We start from the raw sequence: 21203 nt of genomic DNA, 5'->3' as shown, positions 1-21203 counted from the left end.
GCAGAGATGCACGGAGAATTTCACAGAGATTCGCAGAGCTTTAAAATGCTTTGCGAATCTTTTTTTTGTTGCTAAAAAGTTCATACAAAATCGAGTTTAGTTTTTTTCTATATTCTATTTTTGTATTTTATAAATTTAACCAGAAACTATCTACAACCTTAGCCATTATGAAATGCAGAAAATTACTTTAACTCTTCTTATTCTATTTTTACAAATTACTATCGGCTATGCCAAAATTACCGAAACAGAAAAATTGGCTGCAACCTGTAAAGTATGGGGTTTCTTAAAATATTACCACCCGAAAGTTGCCGGCGGAGAAGTGAATTGGGACAATCAGCTTTTGGAAAAATTACCTAAAATAGAAAAAGCACAAACTAAAGAAGAGTTCTCTCTAATTCTCGAAAACTGGATTGACGAACTTGGACAGGTGAAAGAAGTTGCTCCGATTGCTGTATCAAAAGAGATTGAATTTTTTGATAAAAACTTTGATTTAAGCTGGTTCAATAACAATAAAGTATTTTCAAAAAAACTTTCGAAGAAATTGAAATTTATTGAAGAGAATAGATATCAAACAAATGAAGAATTTGGACCTGATTTCGATGGTTTTAAAAACTTGAAAAATTACTTTAGTCTTGACTATAATAATAAAGGTTTCAGAATCTTAATGTTATTTGCATATTGGAATGTTATAGAATATTTTTTTCCATACAAATATGTAATGGATCAAAAATGGGATAAAATTTTAAAACAAATTTTACCAATTATTTTAGATGCTAAAAATGATGAAGAGTTTTTATCAGCAGTGAAAAGAATGTCAACGAATCTAAATGATGGTCATGTCATGTTTCATATCTATCCAATATTTGCCACTGTGAAAAAACTGGTTTATTTTCCGGCAACAGGTAAAATAATAGATGATAAATTGGTCGTTACCGAGATTTTAGGTGATAGTCTTGCAGAAGCCTATAACATTAAAAGGGGAGATGTTATTACCAAAATAAATGACAAAACGATTAAGAATTATACTGATGAAAATAGAGATTTGATTAGTGCCTCAAACGGAGCTTCGTTTTTAAATAAAGTTGTAAATTCAATCCTTACCTCTGATTCTGAAAAGGTGAAAGTGGAGTTTCTGAAAGATGGAAAGTCGGAAATAAAAGAAATGAATTGGTTTAATTATCATGATTCTCATCGAAACGAATATAAAAAAGGAGCTATGAAAAAGAAGGATAAATTCAAACTTCTGGACAATAATATTGGCTACGTTAATATGGGAGTTCTTAAACCAAAAAATATTCCGGATATGATTGAAGCTTTAAAATCTACAAAGGCAATTGTTTTTGATATGAGAAATTATCCGCAAAATACATGGAAAGAAATTTCAGATTTTTTAAATCCTGAAGAAAAGAAATTTGTCATTTATACCTAATTTGAATTATCCCGGAAAATATTTCTGGACAAATGGAACAAATGCGGGATTTGATAATAAAAATAATTACAAAGGAAAAGTGATTGTGCTACTTAACGAAGATTCTGTAAGTCAGTCAGAATGGACAGCTATGTGTTTTCAAACTGCAGGCAATACAACTATTATTGGCAGTCAGACAGCCGGATCAGATGGAAATGTATTCGAATTTGATTTTAAAGCATTTCATACTGGTTTTTCTGGAATTGGTGTTTTTTATCCAGACAAAAGAGAAACACAAAGAATCGGAATTGTTCCTGATATTGAAGTAAAACCAACCATCAAAGGAATTCAGGAAGGAAAAGATGAGGTTTTAGATCGTGCTTTGGTTTTTATCGAAACCGGGAAATAGTATTTATTTGTCATTTCGACGGAGGAGAAATCACACAAGAAACTCCACAAAGAAATTTGCCAATCTTTGTCGATTTACGAGTGTGATTTCTCCCTTTGGTCGAAATGACAAAAAGACGCATAAAAGATTCGTCAAACTTCTATCCCAAATCCTGAAATTGCTATTCATTTATTATTGTCGTAATTTTGACAATTTTAAAATCATACCCTTGAATTCAACACCCATTATTACCGATACACACACCCATTTATATTCTGAAGAGTTTGATCAGGATCGTGATGAAATGATGCAAAGAGCCATAAACGCAGGAGTAACCCGTTTTTTTATTCCCGCTATTGATGCTGCAGCCACACAGTCGATGTATGATCTGGAGCAAAAGTATCCGGATCATGTTTTCCTGATGATGGGTTTGCATCCCACTTACGTGAAAGATAACTATCTCGATGAGCTGCAACATGTTGAAAAAGAGCTTTCAAAACGAAAATTTTACGCGGTTGGCGAAATTGGCATCGATTTATATTGGGATAAAACGCATTTAAAAGAACAGCAAATTGCTTTTAGAAGACAAATTCAATTAGCCAAACAATATAAATTACCCATCGTGATTCATTGCCGCGACGCTTTTGATGAAGTTTTTGAAATTCTGGAAGAAGAAAAATCAGCAGATTTATTTGGTATTTTTCATTGTTTCACCGGAAGCTACGAGCAGGCACTTCAGGCTATTTCGTACAATATGAAATTAGGAATAGGTGGAGTAGTGACTTTTAAAAACGGAAAAATCGACCAATTCTTACGCCAAATTGATATGAAACATATCGTTCTGGAAACTGATTCACCTTACCTCGCGCCCATTCCGTACAGAGGTAAACGCAACGAAAGCAGTTATTTAACGAATGTAATTGCAAAACTGGCCGAAATTTACGACCTTTCAGATACAGAAATTGCAGCAGCAACAACGCAAAACTCTAAAGACGTTTTCGGGATTTAATATGCCGATTACGATACTTTAATTTTTTTTTTGTTCTTTTGCCCACCTAAATTGATAATTATAATGCAGAAATTTGACGCTATTCGACCATTTTATGATTCTGAAGTAAATGAAGCACTTCATGGAGTTGCCAATCATCCGATGATGAAAACCATGATGAATTTTACTTTTCCGGAATTAAACGATGAAGTCTGGAAAGAGCAATTGAAGAAAACACATTCAATCCGTGATTTTCAATGCAATTTTATTTATCAGACCATTCAAAAAGTACTCGAAAAAAGTTCAGAAGGACTTACGACTTCGGGTTTTGAAAAGTTAGAAAAAAACACGCCTTATTTATTTATATCCAATCACCGCGATATTTTGCTGGATACCACTTTACTGAATGTTTGTCTTTTTGAACACGGTTTGGTCATGACAGCCTCTGCAATTGGTGATAATTTAGTTAAAAAAGCATTTTTGAGCACCCTCGCAAAACTGAACAGGAACTTTTTAGTTCTGAGAGGTTTAACGCCAAGAGAAATGCTGCAAAGTTCAAAATTACTGGCAGAATATATGGGGCAGTTATTGCTTCGTGAAAACCGTTCGGTTTGGATCGCACAAAGAGAAGGCCGTACCAAAGACGGTAATGACGAAACCAATCCGGGTGTTTTAAAAATGATCGCTATGGGTTCTGATGAAGCAAACCCGATGGATTATTTCAAAAAATTAAAGATTGTTCCGGTATCCATTTCATACGAATACGATCCGACCGATGTGTTGAAAATGCCGCAATTAATGGCAGAAGCTAATAACGAGGTGTACGTAAAAGATAAAAATGAGGATTTCATGACCATTTTAAGTGGTATTATGGGGACCAAAAAAAGAATTCATATTTCTGTTGGAGATGTTCTGGATGCTGAAATCGATCAGATTGTGGCTGAAAACGATAATTCAAACAAACAGATTCAGGCTTTGGCACAAACGATTGATGATTCGATTTTACAGAATTACCAATTATGGCCAACCAATTTTATTGCTTACGATATTTTAAACGAAACCAATCAGTACACTCATTTATATAAAGAAAGTGAAAAACAGCTTTTTGAGCGTCGTTTAGAAAAGAGAATAGGGACGGACAATGGTGTTGCCAGACAAGGATTTTTGGCTATGTATGCCAATCCGGTCGTGAATAAATTGAAATATCAGGATGCCTTCTAAAGCTAAAATACTCTTAATTTATACCGGTGGGACCATCGGAATGAGCAAGGACTTTGAAACAGGGGCGCTTAAAGCGTTTGATTTCGGAAAACTGCTTAAAAATATTCCCGAAATAAAACAACTGGACTGCGAAATCGAAACGGTTTCGTTTGAAAACCCAATTGATTCTTCGAATATGAATCCTCAAATGTGGGCCAAAATTGCCACAATCATTGAGGGAAATTATAGTACGTTTGACGGATTTGTAGTGCTTCACGGTTCGGATACGATGTCGTATTCGGCTTCGGCATTGAGTTTTATGCTCGAAAATTTAGCCAAGCCTGTTGTGTTCACCGGCTCGCAATTGCCAATTGGCGATCTGCGTACCGATGCGAAAGAAAACCTGATTACAGCCATTCAGATTGCTTCGCTTCAGGAAGAAGGAAAACCTGTGATAACTGAAGTTTGTCTGTATTTCGAATATAAATTATACCGCGGAAACCGTACCTCAAAAGTAAATGCCGAACATTTCAGGGCTTTTACGGCACCTAACTATCCTGAACTGGTAGAATCAGGAGTACATCTAAAATTAAACAGACATTTATTTCTTCCCATAAAAACCGATGCAAAACTGATTGTGCATAAAAACCTGAACAATCATGTCGTCATTATAAAAATGTTTCCCGGGATGAGCGAAACTGTTCTGGCTTCCATTTTAGCGACTAAAGATTTAAAAGGAGTTGTTCTGGAAACTTACGGCTCCGGAAATGCACCAACCGAAGACTGGTTTTTAAATTTGATCGAAAAAGCAATTCAGAATGGAATGCATATTGTCAACGTAACACAATGTTCCGGCGGAAGCGTCAATATGGGGCAATACGAAACTAGTACAGCCTTGAAATCTCTGGGCGTGATTTCCGGAAAAGATATTACAACGGAAGCGGCCATCACCAAATTGATGTATTTATTGGGGCACACGGTTACGATTCCGCAAAATGAATTTAAAACCATTTTTGAAACGGCCTTGCGTGGTGAAATTTCGCTTTAGCAAATAAATAAGTCAAGTATTGAGAGGATTTTATAAAAAATGCTTTTCTAACTCATTTTTTTTCATGTTATTTGCAAACCAAAATAGAGAGGTGTCCGAGTGGTTGAAGGAGCTAGCCTGGAAAGCTAGTATATGGGTAACTGTATCGAGGGTTCGAATCCCTTCCTCTCTGCAGATTTAATTTAAAATAGATGAAACCTCGAAATCCTTATTTCGGGGTTTTTTTATAACTTTCCCCAATTACCAAATTACAACAAAATGTCTGAGGATCAAAAAAAACTGCTAGAACAAAAACTTTGGGCCATTGCCGATATTTTACGTGGAAAAATCAGTGCCAACCAATTTCAGGATTACATATTAGGTTTTATTTTTTACAAATATCTTTCGGAGAAACTGGAGAAAAAAGCCAATGAATTTTTAGAGCCGGACAATTTGATTTTTGCTGAAATTGATGAAGAAAGCGAACACGGAAAACAAATTTTAGAAGCTTTAAAAGATGCTACGGTAGATGCTTTAGGCTATTTCCTGAAACCATCAGAGTTGTTTAGTAATCTGGCAAAAAAAGGAAACGCAAAAGTCATCAATCAGGATGATGAAGAGCAGATACAAAGCACATTTATTTTAGAAGATTTAGCAGCAGTTTTAAGCAACATCGAAAAAAGCACCATGGGTTCTGAAAGTCAGGACGACTTTGACCAGCTTTTTTATGATATCGATTTGAACTCAACCAAAATAGGGAGAACCACTAAAGACCGGAATGATGTTATCGTCAAAATCTTAACCTCACTTGATGCAATTGATTTCGATTTAGATAATACCGAAGGTGATGTTCTGGGTGATGCTTACGAATATCTAATTGCACAGTTTGCAGCAGGTGCAGGGCAAAAAGCAGGAGAATTTTATACGCCTCAGCAGGTTTCAAGTATCTTGGCAAAAATTGTAACTACTAAAAAAAGTAAATTAAAATCAGTTTATGACCCAACTTGCGGGAGTGGTTCGTTGTTGCTTCGCGTAGCTAAGGAGGTGGAGGATGTAGGGCATTTTTACGGACAGGAACAAAACCGTACCACGTACAATTTGGCCCGAATGAACATGATTCTGCATGATGTCAATTATCATAAATTTGACATTAAACACGAGGATACGCTTGAAAGACCACAGCATGAAGGCTTGAAATTTGAAGCTATTGTAGCCAATCCTCCGTTTTCTGCAAAATGGAGTGCCAATCCTTTATTTTCTAATGAAGAACGTTTTTCGCAATACGGAAGATTGGCACCGGCAACCAAAGCCGATTTTGCTTTTATACAGCACATGGTGCACCATCTGGACGATAACGGAATCATGGCGTGTATTGCACCGCACGGCGTTTTGTTTCGTGGTGCTGCCGAAGGCCATATTCGTAAGTTTTTAATCGAAGACCGCAATTATATTGATGCTATTATTGGTCTTCCGGCCAATTTGTTTTACGGCACGAGTATCCCGACTTGTATTTTGGTTTTTAAAAAATGCAAAGAAAACCCGGATGATATTTTATTTATCGATGCCAGCAACAATTTTGAAAAAGTAAAAAACCAAAATGTACTGCGCGAAGAACATATTAATAAAATTGTCGAAACCTACCAATCACGTGCTGTAATCGAGAAATACTCAAACGTGGCAACTTTAGAACAAGTAAAAGCCAACGATTATAACCTGAATATCCCAAGATATGTAAATACTTTTGAAGAAGCCGAAAGCATAGATGTAAATGCCATTGCTGATAAACTGAAAAGTATTGACAGTAAAATGGAAACTGTGGACAAGACTATTGCTTCTTTTTGTAAAGAATTGAATATAAAAACGCCTTTTTAAGATGGAAAAATTACAGCCAAAATTGCGGTTTCCGGAGTTTGCAGGGGATTGGAAACTAAAGAAATTAAGTGATACAATAAAATCTATTGATTCAGGATGGAGCCCTCAATGTGAAGATTATTCGTCAGATATAAATGAATGGGGAGTGCTAAAAACAACTTCCGTAGTTTGGGAAGGCTTTAATGAAAATGAAAATAAAAAGTTACCAATAAAACTTAAGCCAAAAGAAAATATAGAAGTAGTTGCAAATGATATTTTAATAACAAGAGCAGGCCCGACTAATAGAGTTGGAGTTTCCGTTCATGTTGATAGAGTTCGACCAAAATTGATGCTATCCGATAAATTGATTAGACTAAGAACTAATGAAAATTATTCCAGCAAATTTATTTCTATTTTACTATCTCTTGAAAATATCAAAAATCAAATAGTAAGTAAATCAAGTGGTTTAGCAACTTCTCAAACAAATATCTCTCAGAATATTTTGTTGAATGTTAAATTGTCAGTTCCTCTATTCCATGAACAAACCAAAATCGCCAATTTCCTTTCCTCCATAGATGAAAAAATCAATTTATTAAAAGAAAAAAAAGCCCTTTTAGAAGACTATAAAAAAGGCATGATGCAAAAAATCTTTAATCAGGAAGTGAGGTTTAAAGATGATAATGGGAAAGATTTTGAGGAGTGGAATAAGAATATACTTAGTGAAGTTTTCGATTACAAAAAAGGAAACGGCTTATCTAAAGATAAATTAGAAGCGAATGGAAAAAATAAATGTATATTATACGGAGAATTATATACTAAATATAGGGAAGTAATTTTTAACGTAATTAGTAAAACAAATTCCAATGAAGGTCTTAATTCTGAAAAAGGAGATTTGTTAATTCCTTCATCAACGACTACTTCTGGAATTGATTTAGCTAATGTAACGGCATTAGGTTTTGAAAATATTTTGATTGGGGGAGATATTACAGTTTTAAGAAGTTTTAAAAATGTCAACAGTGTATTTTACGCATATTATTTATCAAATCATAAAAAAGAGGAAATTGCTAGTTATGCCCAAGGGATAACAATTGTTCATTTATATTATAGCCATATTAAAGATATGATAATTGATGTTCCTTGTTTAAAAGAACAAACCAAAATCGCCAATTTTCTTTCCGCAATAGATGAAAAAATAGCTTTGGTGGCAACACAAATAGAAGATACGCAGGAATATAAAAAAGGGTTGTTACAGCAAATGTTTGTTTAAAAAAAAATAATATGGAGAACAAAAAAATTGCAGATTACATTATTGTGGAATTTGAATCAAAAGAGAATTTACGGCTTGAAGTCTTAAATAAAATCAAAGAAGGTTATTTTCCGTTAGGAGGTGTTTCTATGTCGGTCGATTCAGGAGAACTAACGGTATTTAAATACTTCGCTCAGGCGATGGTCAAATATGCTGAAAAATAATAAAGGATTACGTGACTATTTAGATAAAATTGAGCGTGTATTTTTTAGATAAAACATTAAATCGCGTTCGTTTTTTATGAAATGCGTTTGATTTTTGTAAAGTCTGTCAAACCATAAAATCCGTTACCTATCTTGACGTGTCAGATTTTTATTTGTTGTTTCCAATTGCAGTAATTTGAATATTTCAAATGAAGGAGTATTCGTTTTTAAAAACCTGTTTCTGTCAATGAATAGTGATTTTTAACCTGTTTTTCCAAATAAAAACCTATTTTTCCTTAAATGCGGAAACACCTATTTTTCCAAAACAAACCCAAAAAAAACCTTTTATTCCATTGATATACCTGTTTTTCCACTATATTTGAATTAATTATCTTTCAATATTAGTATGCATAATAGTCGTTTTTCAATTCAGGTTACCCTATTTCACGGGCTTAAAGCTCCGGAAGAAGGAACACTAGCGGGTTATGCAGCCCTTATCGAAGGTTTAAAATTAAACCTGCCATTACCTGGCAAAGTAGCGATTATTAGTTTAAAAAGAAGAAGTTATGAAACTAAGGATTGGAAAGTGTTTTCTTCAAGAAACAGTTTTGAAGATACTTTATACAAACATCTCGTTTTTGCTTTAAAGTATGAAGGCATAAACTTATTGTTCTTTAAAAAATTGTTTGAAAAAATTTCTAAAGAAGAAATAACAAATCTAATCCAGGCAGAGCCAACTGGGCAATACAGTCGAAAAATTTGGTTTTTGTATGAATGGCTTTTGCAGGCACAGTTGGATATTCCGGACTTGACAATTAAAAACTTTATTCCGTTAATAGATGAAGATATTCAGTTTGGGTTATCCAATTCTGTTAATTCCAGCCGTCATCGTATTAAAAATAATCTACCGGGAACAGTAGATTTTTGTCCGTTAATTTTTAAAACAGACAAACTAAAAAATTACATCGAAGAAAATCTTTCCCAAAAAAAAGATACTTATTTAAAAGCCTTTCATAAAGATGTTTTACAACGAGCTTCGGCATTTTTATTGCTGAAAGATTCAAAAGCATCCTTTACAATCGAAGGCGAAAATCCGACCGTAAATCGTGCCGTACGCTGGGGAAAAGCGATTGGTCAGGCAGGTGCAAAATCTTTAGATAAAGACGAATTATTGCGTTTACAGCAAATCGTAATCGAAAACAGCCGTTTTATAGCAATGGGTTTTAGAAAAGAAGGCGGTTTTGTAGGTGAACACGACCGTACAACAGGCGAACCCATTCCGGAACATATTTCGGCAAAAAAGGAAGATATCGAAAAACTGATTGATGGATTGATTGCGACGTCTGTAAAGCTCGAAGAATCCAATTTTGATCCCGTTTTGTCAGCTTCGGCAATAGCTTTTGGTTTTGTGTTTATTCATCCTTACGTTGATGGAAATGGGAGAATTCATCGTTATTTAATCCATCATATTTTATCTAAAATGAAATTTACGCATCAGGGCATTATTTTTCCTGTTTCGGCTTCTATTTTAAATCATATTGATGATTATCGAAAGGCACTGGAAGCGTATTCTCATCCACTGCTTGATTTTATAGAATGGAAAAAAACAAAATCTAACAATATTGAAGTTTTAAATGACACCATCGATTTTTACCGTTATTTTGATGCCACAAAACAAGCAGAGTTTTTATACGATTGTGTAAATGATACTATTGAAAATGTGATTCCGCAAGAAGTAACGTATCTTCAAAAATACGATGAAATGAAAAGTTATCTGGATGATGAGTTTCAAATGCCGGATAAAATGGTTGCATTATTGATTCGATTTCTGGAACAAAATGGCGGAAAGTTTTCAAAAAGAGCAATCGAAAAAGAATTTTCTGCTCTCACAGAAGAAGAAATAAAAGAAATCGAACGTAATTATGAATTACGAATGAAAAATTAATTTGCAATTGAATGACATCACAATCCGGTTTCCTTTTAAAACAGAAAAAATAATTTATGAGTAAAACATTTAATATCTATTGTGATGAAAGCTGTCACATCGAAAACGATCATAAAAAATATATGTTTTTAGGTTCTACGAGTGTAGCCTATAACCAGGTTAAATTTCATACAGCTCAAATTAATGAGCTTAAAAAAAAGCATCGTTTTTATGGAGAGATTAAATGGAGTAAAGTTTCAAAATCGAAACTTCGTTTTTATCTGGAGCTTGTAGATTATTTTTTTGCTACTGATTTGCAATTTAGATGCGTGGGAGTACAGAAGTCAAAAATCAATGCAGATGCTTTCAACATGTCGTATGATGATTTTTATTACAGAATGTATTACTCATTGTTGAATCATAATATTAATACGACCTTTAATTACAATGTATATTTAGATATAAAAGACACTTTAAGTGCCTACAAAGTAAATAAGTTAAAAGAGGTTTTGAATACCAAGTTTGGTGTTTTTAGAAATGTTCAAAATATTCGCTCGCATGAAAGTATCATCATGCAAATCACTGATTTTATGATGGGAGCGATATCGTATTTACATAATAATGATGCTAAGATTAATTTAGCCAAAGTTCAGATTATTGATAAAATAAGGCATAATTGCAAAGACCAGCTTGACAAAACAAATTATTCCGCAAAACTCAACTTATTTTTTATTGAACTAAGATAATATGCCTTTAAATTTACTAAAAAGATACAACGACCATTTGGATATTTTGGGATTATCTGAACCCGAAAGAAAAAAGTCTTTGAAAAATGTTTTCGATCGGGATTTCACCAATAGTCAGCCAATTCATTTTAACGGAAGACAAGTAATTCCCTGTCCTCAAGATGGCGTAATTGAAATGGAAACATTGTTTAGACATCTTACCACTGTGAAAATTGATTATAAAACAGGACAGAGAGAATATGAAAAGGAACGCTCTAAAAGATTACATTGGGTAAAACATCATATTGATGGTAAAAAGCCAAACAATATGTTGTTTTTTACAGTTAAAGAATCGGAAGGATTGCGAACTTATTTGTATGACGAAGAGGAGAAATATGTTATTGTTTTTGAGCCAAGAGTAAATAAGAATGTTTATTTTTTACTATCAGCGCACTATATTCAGGGTAAAGATGCTCAGCGGGATAAAATAAAAAAGAAATACAGAAAAAAATTAACAGAAGTGTTATAAAAACAAAAAACGCAGAGCATCTAGGCTTGCGTTTCTCGATTTCCTTTTCTCACAATGAGAAATGAACTCGGCGCAAATATACAAAATAAAGAATGTGTTTGTCAACAAAATGACAAACTTATTAACAACTTTGACAAATGACATCACAATCTGAATTTATTTTAGAGCAAAATTTAATAAATCAGCTAACATCAAACGGTTACGAAAAAGTAACCATTTTAGATGAAGCTGATTTGCTGGTGAATCTTAAAAATCAATTAGAGAAACACAACAACAAAGTGTTTTCGGAAAGTGATTTCAAACAAATTTTAAATCATCTTACTAAGTCTAATAATGTTTTTGAGAAGGCATTATTACTTCGGGATAAATTTGCTTTTAGAAACGAAGCCAACGAATTGGTTTATATCGAATTCCTGAATATGGATTTCTGGTGTCAGAATGAATATCAGGTTACGAATCAAATAACGGTTGAAGGAACGTATAAAAACCGTTACGATGTTACGGTTTTGATTAATGGTCTGCCTTTGGTGCAAATCGAATTAAAGAAAACCGGACTCGAATTAAAAGAAGCGTACAACCAGATTGATCGTTATCAAAAACATTCCTTTTCAGCCAATACAGGTTTGTTCAATTTTGTACAGCTGTTTATCATCAGCAACGGAGTCAATACTAAATATTTCAGCAATTTCGGAAACAAAAAGCCGGATTTCAAGCAGACATTTTACTGGACAGATGATAACAACAAACGCATCTCGAAACTGGAAGATTTTGCAAATGTCTTTTTAGAAAAATGTCATTTGTCAAAAATGATTACAAAATATATTGTCTTGCATGATACTGACAAAATGCTGATGGTTTTGCGTCCATACCAGTTTTATGCAGTAGAACGAATCATTGACAGAGTAAAAAATTCGAATAAAAACGGTTACATCTGGCATACAACAGGTTCTGGAAAAACATTGACTTCTTTTAAAGCCAGTCAGATATTATCACAATTGCCAAAAGTAGATAAAGTAGTTTTCTGCGTTGACAGACAAGATCTGGATTATCAGACCGCAAAAGAGTTTAACGCTTTTAAGCCGGATTGTATTGACCCGACAAATAATACAAAAAATCTGGTTCGCCAGTTTAATGACAGCAACAATAAATTAATAGTAACAACAATTCAAAAGTTGTACAATGCCATAACACGCGAACACCATCTTAAAACGATGGACAAGCTAAAGGATAAAAAGATCGTTTTTATTTTTGATGAATGCCATCGAAGTCAGTTTGGCGATACCCATAAAGGAATTACGCAGTATTTTGAGAATTACCAGATGTTCGGTTTTACCGGAACACCCATTTTTGCGGATAATGCTTTATCAAAAAACAGACAGAATCAAACTACAGCAAGTTTGTTTGGAGAACAATTGCACAGTTATGTAATTACAGATGCGATAAAAGATGAAAATGTATTGCGTTTCTCTGTAGAATATGTTGGGCGATATAAAGAGAAACAAAATTCGCAAAACGAAATAGATATTGATGTGGAAGCAATCGATACACAGGAACTGATGGAAAGCAGTGAGCGTATTGAAAAAATTGCGAATTACATTATACAACAGCATCCGGTTAAAACCCAGAACAAAACCTTTACGGCAATGTTCTGTGTGAGCAGCGTTGAAATGTTGATCAAGTATTATGATTTGTTTTTAAAGCTTAAAAAAGAAGGTAAACACGATTTTAAAACTGCAACTATATTTAGCTTTGGAGCCAATGATGGAATGATAAGTGACGTCGCTGATTTTGATGAGCAGGATTTTGAAAATGTTGCAGATAGACAGGAAGATTATCTTTCTTTTCATAAAAGAGACCGATTGGAAAGATACATTGAAGAATACAATAAAACTTTCGGATCGAACTGGAACACCAAAAGCAGTGAATCTTTTTACGGTTATTACAAAGATATTGCCCAAAAAGTAAGGGCTAAACAAGTTGATTTGCTTTTTGTTGTCAATATGTTTTTGACCGGTTTTGACAGCAAATCCCTGAATACTTTGTTTGTAGATAAAAATTTAAAATATCATGGACTAATTCAGGCCTATTCCAGAACCAATCGAATTTTGGGCGATAAAAAATCGCAAGGAAATATTGTAGTTTTTAGAAATCTTAAAAAAGCTACTGATGAAGCGATTGCTTTATTCTCAGATAAAAATGCCAAGGAAATTATTATTTTACAGCCGTATGAGAAATATGTAGAAGATATAAATGAAGCTTACGAGAAATTAAAAAGTATTGTGCCGACTTTTGAATCAGTTGATGATTTGTATACAGAAGAAGAGGAACTGGAATTTGTAAAGGCATTTAGAGAAGTCATCCGATTAAAAAACATTATCAGTTCGTTTGTTGATTTTACTTTTGAAGATATTGATTTAGAAGAACAAGAGTTCAATGAGTATAAATCCAAATATTTGGAGTTATCAGACCGTGGGAAAAAGAACAAAACCTCAATTTTAAATGAAGTCGATTTTGAGCTGGAATTAATTCACCGTGATGATATTACTGTGACTTATATTTTAAGTTTACTGGCCAAACTGAAAGGAGTAACTTTTGAAGAAAAAGAGAAAAAACGAAAAGAGATTCTGGATTTAGTTTCCGGAGATACAAAATTAAGAAGCAAACGCGAATTAATAGAACGGTTTATTGAAGAGAACCTGCCATTGATTGATGAAACCAATATTGAGGAAGGTTATAACGAATTTATGCTAATCGAAAAGCAAAAAGCCTTTAACCAGTTTGTTGCTGATGAAAAACTAAATGCAGAAAAGCTACAAAAGTTAACAGAAGACTATTTGTTTTCGCAACGTATCCCTACAAAACAAGAAGTGGTTTCTGTTTTAGAAAACCAGCCTTCCATTCTACAGAGGGCAACTGTCGGAGATACAATACTTTCAAAATTTCTGAACTTTATCGATATGTTTTTTAATGATTAACATCTCTTATCAAACCCGGAAGATTTATTGATACTTTACCATTTGCCAAAATGAATTACCATGTATAAATATTATTGTCGTCCCAGTTACAAATCCAAAAAACTTTTGATTGAAATTTTTGATGGAGTAGAAAAAGAGACCTTTTTTTTCTGATTTTATTGTTGCAATCGCTGAAATAAATCCAAAGTTGAGCGATGTAACGGATTTGTGGATGAATGATGAAGTTACGTTTGAATTTGATTCACAATTTGGGAAATTTACCTTTTTAAAAGATATTTGAGGATTTGTTTTTATTATGGCAGAAAACAATCAGAATTGTTTAAAAAAATGGATGTTGATTTTGAAAACTATAAATAATCTATCAGCCCCGATAGAAATGATATCCTTTTGTGGCGGGGTTCACCACAAAAGATATAGTGGATAGCGGGACTAAAGGTGTTTTGAAAACCAGATTTCTGCTGCCTGAAAATTCAAAAAGACAGCAATTACATAGTCGTGGTTCGTGAATCGATAAATGATTCCAGAAATCTATTTTTGCATTATTTTATTAGAAAAAATAGTATATATTTGGCACCTGAGTTATATAAATAATGGAATGGATTTACCTCCTTATTCGCCGGGACTGCATAAACTGGTTACCTTACATGTCGATAAAAAAGAGAAACTTACAGCAAGTACTGATTTTGTTACTGTAACAAATTCTATTTTAGAAAAGTACAGTTTGGAGAAGGTTGGAGTAGTAGTACATGATTTTGAAAACAGCAGTTTTACCATTTCGTTTTGCCTTAAGGAATCCCATATTTGTATACACACCTGGCCAGAATACAATCAGCTCACTTTAGACGTTTATTTGTGTAATTATCTTCAGGATAACTCGCAGAAGGTGCGCAGTGTAGTGGCCGATTATATTGCTTATTTTGAAGCGAAAATTATTAAGGATTTTGAAATTAACCGATAAAGCATGAAAATTCCTTGCTACGATTGTAATACAGAAACCGAATTAGAGGTTGGTTTTGAAGTACTCAATTTTGTCTGTCCAAATTGCCGAAGCTTGTATGTGGCTGACGATGAAGGTAAATTTCGCAGAAAGTCACAATATAAAGAGGAATCAGAGGTTATTCCGCTGGCTATTGGCGATACTGGTTTTTTAAAAGGAAGCCAATATAAAGTGACCGGTATTTTGAGAAAAAAAGTACATCCTGATTATAGATGGACAGAGTTTATTCTGCAAAATGAAGCCAAAGAGTTTCTTTATTTGTCGCTTTCAAACGGGCATTGGATGATGCTTACCGAAATGGAAAAGATTGATGATTTAAAAAAACGCACAAAAGTTCTGAATTATGATGGTAACGATTATGATTTATTCGAACACTCAGATGCTGAAATAGTGAATGCGCAGGGATTTTTTGATTTTGAGATTCCGGTTAATAAACTAGCACATCTTGCTGAATTTATAAATCCTCCATACATTGTTTCGGTAGAAAAAATGAATAATGTGCAAACGGCTTTTCATGGAGAGTATGTCAGAAAAGGCGAAATAAAGAAAGCTTTTCCGGGAATCACGCTGCCGTATCAGTCAGGAGTCAGCATGATTCAGCCCTACCGTTTTGATCTTAGAAATACAGCTGTTATTTTTTGCCTTTTTGCTTTGCTGATCATAACCGCAAACTGGTATATCTATAGAGATCAGGTGGAACAGAATGTTTTTAACAGCACAATTAAATTCAGCGAATTTGATAACAAAGAAGTTACCAGTCCGTCATTTGTACTTAATGGTGCTTCGGCTCCGCTGACGATTAAGGTTTCAACGGGTGTTAATAATTCATGGGCAAACTTAAATGTTGCATTAGTTAATGAAGATACGAATGACGAAATTTACGCCAACAAAGACATAGAGTATTACTATGGTTATTCGGATGGGGAATCCTGGACAGAAGGAAGTCAGTCTGAGAAATTTAATATTTGCGGCGTAAAAGGAGGGAAATATCATCTTTTGATCACACCAATGAAAGCACCGGAAGATCTTTCTAACAGTGAAATGCACGTAAATGTGGTTTGGAATGAACCATCAAACCGAAATGCGTGGATCGTAATTATCGGTATGGTTGTAATTTTCTTCATCATACGTTTTTTTAAAAATCAATTTGAAAAAGAGAGATGGGCAGACAGCTCTTACTCTACATACGAATAAGTTACTATGAAAAGAATTTCGGATTTCTTTACCAACAACTGGGCTCCATTGGCAATTGGATTTTTTTGCTTTGGGGTTTATATCTATTTTGCCGTAGCAGGAAACCGTATTTGCGACTGCGAATCTACTGAGACTTACAAATCAACGGGAAGCCGTACATCTTATAACCGTTTTTATCACAAATAAAATTTTACAATATGGAATTTATACACGCACAGCCAATAGTTAATTCGGTCATTTATTCTTTTTTAGGAATAGTCATTTTATTAATCGGATATTTTATCATCGAAAAACTGACTCCGGAAAGCACATGGAAAGAAGTTGTAGAAAAAAATAATGTTGCTGTAGCGATTGTTCTGGCAGCTTTTATCATTGGAATTTCAATGATTATTAGTGCCGCAATTCATGGGTAAAAAGTTTCTCAGGTTTGAATTTCTTTTACTGTTTGCCGTATTTATAATCGCTACCTGCGGACTCATTTACGAATTGGTTGCAGGAACGCTGGCGAGTTATTTATTGGGCGATTCAGTAAAGCAATTTTCATTTATCATAGGAGTTTACCTGTTTTCGATGGGTATCGGCTCCTTTTTTTCTAAGTTTTTTCACAAAAATCTGCTCAATACTTTTGTTGAGATCGAGATATTGGTTGGACTGATTGGCGGATTGAGTTCAGTAGTTTTGTTTTTACTGTTCGAAAGCGTTGCGTCCTTTCAGTTTATCTTGTATTTATTTGTTTTTGTAACCGGTTTTCTGGTTGGATTGGAGATTCCGCTTTTAATGAATATTTTAAAAGACAGAGTCGAATTCAAAGATCTGGTTTCGAATGTTTTTACGTTTGATTATATCGGGGCTTTGCTGGCATCGATATTGTTTCCGTTGGTTTTAGTGCCAAAATTAGGCATCATGGGAACATCACTTTTCTTCGGAATGATCAATGTGAGCATTGCCATTGTTTTATGTTTTCTTTTGAAAAAAGAATTAAAAAAGCCTTATTTCTTAAGAGTAAAAGCTATTTTTTCATTTCTGCTTTTGCTAAGCGTTTTTGTTTTTTCAGATTCAATTTTAGCTTATACAGAAGGCAAATTGTATGGAGAAAATATTATTTATACGAATACAACTCCGTATCAGCGAATTGTTTTAACGCATAACAAAAGTGATTATCGATTGTATTTAAACAACAATCTGCAGTTTAGTTCTGCTGATGAATACCGTTATCACGAAGCTTTGGTTCATCCCGCCATGTCAATGGCGAAGGACGTAAAAAACGTTTTGGTTTTAGGCGGTGGAGACGGATTGGCCGTTCGTGAAATATTGAAATACAAAGAGGTTCAAAAAGTAACTCTGGTCGATCTGGATGAAGGAATGACCAAGCTTTTTAAAACCAATACGGTTTTGAAGGGATTCAATAAAAACGCTTTACATCATCCAAAGGTTACAGTGATTAATGCCGATGCTTACATTTGGGCAAAAAGTTGTACTGAAAGGTTTGACGTTGCGATTATAGATTTTCCGGACCCATCGAATTATAGTTTAGGTAAATTGTATTCCCTGAATTTTTATCAAACTATAAAAACGATTTTAGTGCCTGATGCAGCCGTCGTCATTCAGACTACTTCGCCTTATTTTGCTCCGAAATCATTTTGGTGTATCAATAAAACAGTCATGCAGGTTTTTCCTCAGGTTGATGCATATCATGCCTATGTTCCTTCTTTTGGAGAATGGGGTTATACGATTGCCATAAACGGTTTTGGAACCACTTTTAATGATGTAAAAAGACAAGTTTCCGGATTGAAATTCTACAATTATCAGTTCGACCGTTTCAATTATTTTACCAATGATATGATTTCAAACCAAATAGAAATCAATCGTTTGGATAACCAGATTTTAGTGCGCTATTTTGATGAAGAGTGGGGAAAATTGTAATAAAGGAAGACGAAATTTCATAAAAGGAATTGGAGCTTCATTGCTTTTAATTCCGTTTTTACAGTTTTGTTCCGATAAAATAGCTATTCTGATGATTCGTTTATCAGGAACCAACCATCTTTTGGGACATCGTTTATGGATTAAGGATTTTCCGAAGCCGACAGCGCAGATTCAGATTCCGTATTTGATTGTCGGAGGAGGAATTTCGGGCCTGAGTGCAGCCCGCCAGTTTCATAAAAAAGGGATATCAGATTTTTTGCTTCTTGAAATGGCAGATCATTTGGGCGGAAACTCTTCAAACAGCCAAAATAAATATTCAAAATATCCATTGGGAGCGCATTATCTGCCTCTTCCCAATTTTGCTGATAAAGAGCTTCTGAACTTTCTGGAGGAAGAAAAAATCATCATCGGTTATAACGAAAAAGGTCTTCCGGTTTTCGACGAACTACAATTAACTTTTGCGCCTGACGAAAGATTGTTTTACAAAAATAACTGGCAGGAAGGCGTGGTTCCAAAAGAAGGAAATTCGGTTGGAGATGATAAGGAATTTATACGATTCTTTAAGAAAATGGATGCATTCAGAACAGCGAAAGGAGCAGATCAGAAATACGTATTTGATATTCCGATTCATCTGTCTTCGGAAGATGAAAATGCCCGCAATCTGGATAAAATAACGATGCAGCAATGGTTTGAAAAACATAATTTCAAATCGAAACCTTTATTCAATTATATAGATTATTGCTGCAAAGATGACTTTGGTCTGGGAATTGAATTCGTTTCTGCCTGGGCCGGAATTCATTATTTCGCCGGAAGAAAACAGGATTCGGTTACTGATAAAAACGACAGCGTTTTAACCTGGCCAGAAGGGAATGCCAGATTAGCCGGTCATCTTAAAAAATACACTGAAAAGAAAACTTTAAAAAACCACTTGGTTTATGAGATAAAAGTCAAAAACAATAAAGTCGTTGCCAAAGCATTTGATGATGTTAAAAAAATTTCAGTAGAAATCATGGCAGACAAAGTTATTATGGCAACACCGCAGTTTGTTAATCAGTATTTGGTAAAAAACCGTAAAGAATTCACAAAGAGATTTCATTATGCACCCTGGCTTCTGGCGACTTTAACAGTAAATGATTTGTCAGACAATTTCAGTTTTCCGCTTTCGTGGGATAATGTAATTTATGGAGCCAAAGGTTTGGGCTACGTGTATGCGCAACATCAGACGCTAAATCAGGTTCAGGAGAAAAAAGTTATTACCTATTATTATAGTTTTTCATCAGGTGATTTGAAGAAAACCCGAAAAGAAATCTATAAAAAAGACAAAGAATATTGGAAACAGGTTGTTTTTGATGATCTGAAAATTGCACATCAGGATATCGAAGAATATACCGAAGAAATGGAAGTTTTTATTTTAGGTCATGGAATGATTTCGCCCGTACCTGATTTTATTTTTGGCAAAGCCAAAGAGAATGCGGCAAAAAATATCGAAAACCGAATTTATTTTGCCCACACAGATTTATCCGGAATCTCCATTTTTGAAGAAGCTTTTCACCAGGGAATTAATGCTGTAAACCAAATTTTAAATGATGCAACCCTGGATTCATAGAGCCAAAACAGATTTACTGTTTATCATCGGTCCGTCATTTTTTGTGCTGGCAATAATTTTTGTTTTTCAGGATTACATAACTGAAATCGAAAATGATTATTCTTTTTATACCTGGCTTTTTCTAATTGTTTTTATCGATGTAGCTCATGTTTATGCGACTTTGTTTAAAACGTATTTTGTTGCAGATGAATTTCAGAAAAAGAAGAAACTGCTAATTCTCCTGCCGATTGTTTGTTTTGTGATAAGCATGATTTTGTTTTCTTTTGGAAGTCTGGTTTTTTGGTCTTTTCTGGCGTATGTTGCCGTCTTTCATTTTATAAGACAGCAATATGGTTTTATGCGTTTGTATGCCCGTAACGAAGAAAAAATAAGGGGTTCAGCTATAATTGATAATCTGACAATTTATGTAGCAACCGTTTACCCGATGTTGTTTTGGTTTCTATCTTCCAATAGAAAATTTAACTGGTTTGTTGAAGATGAGTTTTTTCATTTTGAGAATCAGGCTTTATTAGAAATACTGTTTTGGATTTACATTAGTATTTTATTGTTGTATATGGTGCGAACTGCGATTATTTCAGTTAAAAACAACTTTTTTAATGTTCCGAAAAACAGTATTATCTTGGGAACAGCATTGTCCTGGTATTTCGGAATTGTCTATTTTAATGATGATCTTGTTTTTACTTTGCTTAATGTAGTCTCACACGGAATTCCGTATATGGCGTTGGTTTATTTTAGAGAAGTTGAAAGCAAAGTTGATAACGGTTCAGTAGTTTTTGGCTTTTTGAAAAATTACAATGCCGTATTTATTTATGGACTGATTTTATTGATAATTGCTTTTTCAGAAGAATTTCTTTGGGAGTTTTTTGTGTGGAATGAAAATATTTCCGTCAGTAATTTTGACTTCTCGGGCTGGCACTTTATACTGGTTCCGCTTTTGAGTGTGCCACAGTTTACGCATTATTTGCTTGATGGTTTTATTTGGAAGTCTAAGAAATTGAGATGAACTATTTTGAATTAAT

19 protein-coding genes and 1 tRNA gene are annotated in these 21203 nt (G+C 34.1%); all 20 read left to right on the top strand.

Annotated features, from left to right (window positions below):
• Positions 1-172 precede the first annotated feature (172 nt).
• The 20 genes from ACNC7R_RS20585 (at position 173) to ACNC7R_RS20490 (ending at position 21187) form a co-directional block, all read left to right on the top strand.
• Complete coding sequence (locus tag ACNC7R_RS20585; RefSeq protein ID WP_417942888.1) at positions 173-1429, top strand: PDZ domain-containing protein; 1257 nt, start codon at positions 173-175, stop codon at positions 1427-1429.
• Positions 1413-1817, top strand: coding sequence for a S41 family peptidase (locus tag ACNC7R_RS20580; RefSeq protein ID WP_417942887.1), 405 nt, complete (start codon positions 1413-1415; stop codon positions 1815-1817). Before ACNC7R_RS20585 ends, ACNC7R_RS20580 begins: the two co-directional genes overlap by 17 nt.
• A 208-nt stretch (positions 1818-2025) precedes the next feature.
• Positions 2026-2805: a TatD family hydrolase gene (locus ACNC7R_RS20575; RefSeq protein WP_417942886.1), complete on the top strand. Its 780-nt coding sequence runs from the start codon at positions 2026-2028 to the stop codon at positions 2803-2805.
• 63 nt (positions 2806-2868) lie between these two features.
• Entirely contained in the window at positions 2869-4005 is a 1137-nt protein-coding gene (locus ACNC7R_RS20570) for a 1-acyl-sn-glycerol-3-phosphate acyltransferase (RefSeq protein WP_417942885.1), read from the top strand.
• On the top strand, positions 3995-5032 hold the full coding sequence (locus ACNC7R_RS20565; protein ID WP_417942884.1) for an asparaginase: 1038 nt from the start codon (positions 3995-3997) through the stop codon (positions 5030-5032). Before ACNC7R_RS20570 ends, ACNC7R_RS20565 begins: the two co-directional genes overlap by 11 nt.
• A gap of 85 nt (positions 5033-5117) precedes the next feature.
• Positions 5118-5204: transfer RNA gene (locus ACNC7R_RS20560), tRNA-Ser, on the top strand.
• Between the two features lie 86 nt (positions 5205-5290).
• Positions 5291-6883 carry a type I restriction-modification system subunit M gene (locus ACNC7R_RS20555; protein ID WP_417942882.1) on the top strand — a complete coding sequence of 531 codons (1593 nt, stop codon included), beginning with the start codon at positions 5291-5293 and terminating at the stop codon, positions 6881-6883.
• A gap of 1 nt (position 6884) precedes the next feature.
• Complete coding sequence (locus tag ACNC7R_RS20550) at positions 6885-8129, top strand: restriction endonuclease subunit S (protein ID WP_417942881.1); 1245 nt, start codon at positions 6885-6887, stop codon at positions 8127-8129.
• An 11-nt stretch (positions 8130-8140) separates the two neighbouring features.
• Positions 8141-8332 (top strand): hypothetical protein, encoded by a 192-nt coding sequence (locus ACNC7R_RS20545; RefSeq protein ID WP_417942880.1) that lies wholly within the window; start codon positions 8141-8143, stop codon positions 8330-8332.
• Between the two features lie 385 nt (positions 8333-8717).
• Complete coding sequence (locus tag ACNC7R_RS20540; protein WP_417942879.1) at positions 8718-10256, top strand: Fic family protein; 1539 nt, start codon at positions 8718-8720, stop codon at positions 10254-10256.
• A 56-nt stretch (positions 10257-10312) separates the two neighbouring features.
• Positions 10313-10981 (top strand): DUF3800 domain-containing protein, encoded by a 669-nt coding sequence (locus ACNC7R_RS20535; protein ID WP_417942878.1) that lies wholly within the window; start codon positions 10313-10315, stop codon positions 10979-10981.
• A gap of 1 nt (position 10982) precedes the next feature.
• Entirely contained in the window at positions 10983-11489 is a 507-nt protein-coding gene (locus tag ACNC7R_RS20530; protein ID WP_417942877.1) for a hypothetical protein, read from the top strand.
• Between the two features lie 137 nt (positions 11490-11626).
• Positions 11627-14464: a type I restriction endonuclease subunit R gene (locus ACNC7R_RS20525; protein ID WP_417942876.1), complete on the top strand. Its 2838-nt coding sequence runs from the start codon at positions 11627-11629 to the stop codon at positions 14462-14464.
• 514 nt (positions 14465-14978) lie between these two features.
• Complete coding sequence (locus ACNC7R_RS20520) at positions 14979-15422, top strand: S-adenosylmethionine decarboxylase family protein (RefSeq protein ID WP_417942875.1); 444 nt, start codon at positions 14979-14981, stop codon at positions 15420-15422.
• Between the two features lie 3 nt (positions 15423-15425).
• On the top strand, positions 15426-16655 hold the full coding sequence (locus ACNC7R_RS20515; RefSeq protein ID WP_417942874.1) for a DUF4178 domain-containing protein: 1230 nt from the start codon (positions 15426-15428) through the stop codon (positions 16653-16655).
• Between the two features lie 6 nt (positions 16656-16661).
• The gene (locus ACNC7R_RS20510; protein ID WP_417942873.1) at positions 16662-16841 is read left to right on the top strand and encodes a hypothetical protein; all 180 of its coding nucleotides are present in this window, start codon (positions 16662-16664) and stop codon (positions 16839-16841) included.
• A gap of 11 nt (positions 16842-16852) precedes the next feature.
• Positions 16853-17068, top strand: coding sequence for a DUF350 domain-containing protein (locus ACNC7R_RS20505; RefSeq protein WP_417942872.1), 216 nt, complete (start codon positions 16853-16855; stop codon positions 17066-17068).
• Positions 17061-18578: a polyamine aminopropyltransferase gene (locus tag ACNC7R_RS20500; RefSeq protein WP_417942871.1), complete on the top strand. Its 1518-nt coding sequence runs from the start codon at positions 17061-17063 to the stop codon at positions 18576-18578. Before ACNC7R_RS20505 ends, ACNC7R_RS20500 begins: the two co-directional genes overlap by 8 nt.
• Positions 18556-20184, top strand: a complete 1629-nt coding sequence (locus ACNC7R_RS20495) for an FAD-dependent oxidoreductase (protein WP_417942870.1) — start codon at positions 18556-18558, stop codon at positions 20182-20184. Before ACNC7R_RS20500 ends, ACNC7R_RS20495 begins: the two co-directional genes overlap by 23 nt.
• On the top strand, positions 20162-21187 hold the full coding sequence (locus ACNC7R_RS20490; RefSeq protein ID WP_417942869.1) for a hypothetical protein: 1026 nt from the start codon (positions 20162-20164) through the stop codon (positions 21185-21187). Before ACNC7R_RS20495 ends, ACNC7R_RS20490 begins: the two co-directional genes overlap by 23 nt.
• Positions 21188-21203: the final 16 nt, after the last annotated feature.

Source organism: Flavobacterium adiutor (genome assembly GCF_048282555.1).
Classification (GTDB): domain Bacteria; phylum Bacteroidota; class Bacteroidia; order Flavobacteriales; family Flavobacteriaceae; genus Flavobacterium.
This window is presented reverse-complemented; position numbering and strand designations above follow the sequence as displayed.

Excerpts from the sequence above, each read along its gene's own strand:
- ACNC7R_RS20545 (WP_417942880.1), top strand. The coding sequence starts at position 8,141 with ATGGAGAACAAAAAAATTGCAGATTACATTATTGTGGAATTTGAATCA.
- ACNC7R_RS20505 (WP_417942872.1), top strand. The coding sequence starts at position 16,853 with ATGGAATTTATACACGCACAGCCAATAGTTAATTCGGTCATTTATTCT.
- ACNC7R_RS20525 (WP_417942876.1), top strand. The coding sequence starts at position 11,627 with ATGACATCACAATCTGAATTTATTTTAGAGCAAAATTTAATAAATCAG.
- ACNC7R_RS20510 (WP_417942873.1), top strand. The coding sequence starts at position 16,662 with ATGAAAAGAATTTCGGATTTCTTTACCAACAACTGGGCTCCATTGGCA.
- ACNC7R_RS20535 (WP_417942878.1), top strand. The coding sequence starts at position 10,313 with ATGAGTAAAACATTTAATATCTATTGTGATGAAAGCTGTCACATCGAA.
- ACNC7R_RS20520 (WP_417942875.1), top strand. The coding sequence starts at position 14,979 with ATGATTCCAGAAATCTATTTTTGCATTATTTTATTAGAAAAAATAGTA.
- ACNC7R_RS20500 (WP_417942871.1), top strand. The coding sequence starts at position 17,061 with ATGGGTAAAAAGTTTCTCAGGTTTGAATTTCTTTTACTGTTTGCCGTA.
- ACNC7R_RS20490 (WP_417942869.1), top strand. The coding sequence starts at position 20,162 with ATGATGCAACCCTGGATTCATAGAGCCAAAACAGATTTACTGTTTATC.
- ACNC7R_RS20515 (WP_417942874.1), top strand. The coding sequence starts at position 15,426 with ATGAAAATTCCTTGCTACGATTGTAATACAGAAACCGAATTAGAGGTT.
- ACNC7R_RS20565 (WP_417942884.1), top strand. The coding sequence starts at position 3,995 with ATGCCTTCTAAAGCTAAAATACTCTTAATTTATACCGGTGGGACCATC.
- ACNC7R_RS20570 (WP_417942885.1), top strand. The coding sequence starts at position 2,869 with ATGCAGAAATTTGACGCTATTCGACCATTTTATGATTCTGAAGTAAAT.
- ACNC7R_RS20550 (WP_417942881.1), top strand. The coding sequence starts at position 6,885 with ATGGAAAAATTACAGCCAAAATTGCGGTTTCCGGAGTTTGCAGGGGAT.
- ACNC7R_RS20585 (WP_417942888.1), top strand. The coding sequence starts at position 173 with ATGCAGAAAATTACTTTAACTCTTCTTATTCTATTTTTACAAATTACT.
- ACNC7R_RS20540 (WP_417942879.1), top strand. The coding sequence starts at position 8,718 with ATGCATAATAGTCGTTTTTCAATTCAGGTTACCCTATTTCACGGGCTT.
- ACNC7R_RS20555 (WP_417942882.1), top strand. The coding sequence starts at position 5,291 with ATGTCTGAGGATCAAAAAAAACTGCTAGAACAAAAACTTTGGGCCATT.
- ACNC7R_RS20530 (WP_417942877.1), top strand. The coding sequence starts at position 10,983 with ATGCCTTTAAATTTACTAAAAAGATACAACGACCATTTGGATATTTTG.
- ACNC7R_RS20495 (WP_417942870.1), top strand. The coding sequence starts at position 18,556 with ATGAAGAGTGGGGAAAATTGTAATAAAGGAAGACGAAATTTCATAAAA.